Source organism: Microbacterium sp. (assembly GCF_035554235.1).
Classification (GTDB): domain Bacteria; phylum Actinomycetota; class Actinomycetes; order Actinomycetales; family Microbacteriaceae; genus Microbacterium.
The window spans coordinates 1-2,678 of record NZ_DATMIO010000198.1 but is presented as its reverse complement, the minus strand read 5'-3'; the positions used below and the strand labels follow the sequence as shown (position 1 = coordinate 2,678).

The 2,678-nt window shown below is 69.9% G+C and carries 4 protein-coding genes and 1 tRNA gene; 1 reads left to right on the top strand and 4 read right to left on the bottom strand.

Annotated features, from left to right (window positions below; genetic code table 11):
• Both VNT50_RS10435 and VNT50_RS10430 read right to left on the bottom strand, forming a co-directional pair.
• Nucleotides 1-464, bottom strand: a 464-nt coding sequence (locus VNT50_RS10435; RefSeq protein ID WP_325485049.1) for a VOC family protein, incomplete at its 3' end; no start/stop codon positions are given.
• 408 nt (nucleotides 465-872) lie between these two features.
• A complete protein-coding gene (locus VNT50_RS10430; protein ID WP_325485048.1) occupies nucleotides 873-1,349 on the bottom strand; it encodes an Lrp/AsnC family transcriptional regulator in 477 nt (158 codons plus the stop codon).
• 128 nt (nucleotides 1,350-1,477) lie between these two features.
• On the opposite strand from VNT50_RS10430, the gene VNT50_RS10425 reads away from it, so the two are divergent.
• Nucleotides 1,478-2,371: a phenylalanine 4-monooxygenase gene (locus VNT50_RS10425; protein ID WP_325485047.1), complete on the top strand. Its 894-nt coding sequence runs from the start codon at nucleotides 1,478-1,480 to the stop codon at nucleotides 2,369-2,371.
• Between the two features lie 5 nt (nucleotides 2,372-2,376).
• Here the strand turns inward: VNT50_RS10425 and VNT50_RS10420 are convergent.
• Nucleotides 2,377-2,461 (bottom strand) — tRNA-Leu (locus VNT50_RS10420).
• 19 nt (nucleotides 2,462-2,480) lie between these two features.
• A partial coding sequence (locus tag VNT50_RS10415) for a hypothetical protein (protein ID WP_325485046.1) occupies nucleotides 2,481-2,678 on the bottom strand: 198 nt, incomplete at its 5' end.

Genomic DNA, 2,678 nt, shown 5'->3' with positions numbered 1-2,678 from the left:
TGCGCGTCCGCCGCGAGCTCGAGCCGGGCGATCCCGCCGGCATCGCCGTGCGCCCCGGGGTCGGCGATGCCCCGATCGCGCTGGATGAAGAACGGCAGCCACGGGTCGGCAACCGCCTCGGCTACGCCGGCGAGCCGCGCGGTCAGGTCCTCGCGTGCGATCGTCGTGATGTCGAGCGACAACCGGGCGGCCGCCGCGTCGATGTCGTCGACGGCCACCGCCCATCCGAACAGCCCCTCGGGCGCGGCAACGATCGCCTGGCCGAGCGGCGAGGCCTTCGCCTCCTCGAGGTCGGCCACGGCGAGCACCTCCAGATAGCCGCCGCCGAGCGGGAAGACGCGGTTGTAGGTGCCGATCCCGACGTGGCGCCCGCCGCCGTCGTCTCTGAGGCCGTGCTCGGCGGCGACGCGCGCCGCGGAGCGATCGAGGTCCTCCGCCTTCCAGATGACGTGGTCGATCCGCACCTAGCCGGAATGTCGCGCGACGCGCTCGGGCTCCAGGCGGAAGGTGACGCGCTGCTGGCCGGGCATGAAGTGTAGTCGCGGCCGTTGTACTTGTGGGCGAGCGCGTTGATGACGTCATCGGCGCCGTCGTTCGTGTCCTCGACGAGCCGCGCGACGACGGTCACGAACTCCTGCGGGTTCTCGAGGTTCATCACTGTCAGCGTTGCGCGGCCGGCGCGGCGCAGGTTCGCCGGCCAGTCGCGCTCCTCGGCGCTGTTGAGCACGATCTGGTCGCCATCTACGTCGCACCACACGACGACCGACTGGATCGTGTCGTCGCCGGCCGGGACGGAGACGTGGCAGAAGTTGGGCGCGCTGATGAGCTCGCGATCGCGCGGCTGCAGGGTGCTTCGCGGCATGGCCGGCACCTTAGCTCTCGGCAGCAGCCGCCCTGACGAGCGGGCCCGTGCGGTGCGCGATCTGCGTCGAGAGCACGATGTAGCTCGTCGAGCGGCGCACCGCCGAGGTGCCGAGCAGGCGATTGATGATGTCCTGCAGCTGCTCGGTGTCGCGGGCGGCGACGCGGCACAGCAGGTCGCGGGGGCCGCTCGTGGCGTGGGCCTCGAGCACCTCGGGCACCGACTCCAGGTGCTCGACGGCCTCGGTGAGCCGGCCCTGGGTGATCTCGAGGAAGACGAACGCGAGCACGGGATAGCCCATTCGCGCCGGGTCGATCTCCGGGCCGAAGCTCTTGATCACGCCTCTGTCGGTGAGCTTCGTCAGCCGTGCCTGGACCGTGCCGCGCGCGACGTTCAGGCGCCGCGAGACCTCCATGAGGCCGATGCGCGGCTCGGCCGCCATGAGCGCGATCAGGCGGGCGTCGAGGTCGTCGATCGGACTGGACATGTTGCACAGAACCTAGCGCCGCCGACTGGGCGATGCTGGGCGTCTTGACCGGTCGATGCGAGCAGACTTGCCAGCTGCGGTGCGAAGTGGTGCCCTAGTGGCGAAGCGCACCACCCGAGGGAGGCACGATGTTCGAGGAGGCCCAGCTCTATTCGCCCGTCACGCAGGGTGACGACGGCAAGGTCGAGGTTCACCTGGGAGAGGACCACCCCGGGTTCAACGACCCGGTCTATCGCGAGCGTCGCAACGAGATCGCCGCCGCAGCGATGGCCTGGACGCCCGGCGAACCGATCCCGCACGTCGACTACCTCGAGGCCGAGCACGAGATCTGGCGCGTCGTGTGCCGGGAGCTTCACGACAAGCACGAGAAGTACGCGTGCCGCGAGTACATCGAGGGCAAGGCGGCGCTGGCGCTGCCGGAGGACCACGTCCCGCAGCTCACCGAGGTCACCGACCGCCTACGCCCGCTGACGGGCTTCGAATACCACTGCGCGCCCGGGCTCGTCCCGCTGCGCGAGTTCTACGGCTCGCTCGCCGATCGCGTCTTCCATTCGACGCAGTACGTCCGCCACCCGTCCGAGCCGCTGTACACCCCCGAGCCCGACATCATCCACGAGGTCATCGGGCACGGGAACATGCTCGCCCACCCGCGCTTCGCCGAGATCAAGCGCCACGCGGGCGACGCCGCGCGCCGCGTGGAGACCGACGAGGCGCTGCAGTTCATCGCCGACGTCTTCTGGTTCACGCTCGAGTTCGGCGTCCTGCGCGAGGACGGCGAGCTGAAGGCCTACGGCGCCGGCATCCTCTCCTCCTACGGCGAGATCGAGGAGTTCCGCCACATGGAGATCCGCCCGATCGACCTCGCCGAGATGGGCACGATCGAGTACGACATCACCAAGTACCAGCCCGTCCTCTACTGCGCCGAGTCCATCGACCACCTCGAGGACGTCGTCGGCGGCTTCTTCGAGAACGCCGACGACGACACCCCGGCGCGCCTGACCGGGGGGTTGGCGAAGGCCTAGCGCAGTACCCGGGGTGGGATTCGAACCCACATGGCCCGAAGGCCACGGCCTTTTGAGGGCCGCGCGTCTGACCAGTTTCGCCACCCGGGCTGGGTGACGTAAGGGTACGTCAGCCGGCCGCCGGCGCCGCGCGCGTGGGAGGTTCGGCGCGTCTCTCGACCTCGACGTTCCACTCCTGGGCGAAGCCGCGCATCGCGAAGGCGATGAGCAGGATCTGGACGGGGACGATGAGGAGCGTGATCAGGCCGAGGAGGCCGGAGTCGAGCGCGGGGTCCTCGAAGCCGGTCTTGTCGCGGTCGAACCAGCC

Bases quoted from the DNA above. Each gene is read 5' to 3' on its own strand.
- VNT50_RS10430 (WP_325485048.1), bottom strand. From the start codon at position 1,349: ATGTCCAGTCCGATCGACGACCTCGACGCCCGCCTGATCGCGCTCATG.
- VNT50_RS10425 (WP_325485047.1), top strand. From the start codon at position 1,478: ATGTTCGAGGAGGCCCAGCTCTATTCGCCCGTCACGCAGGGTGACGAC.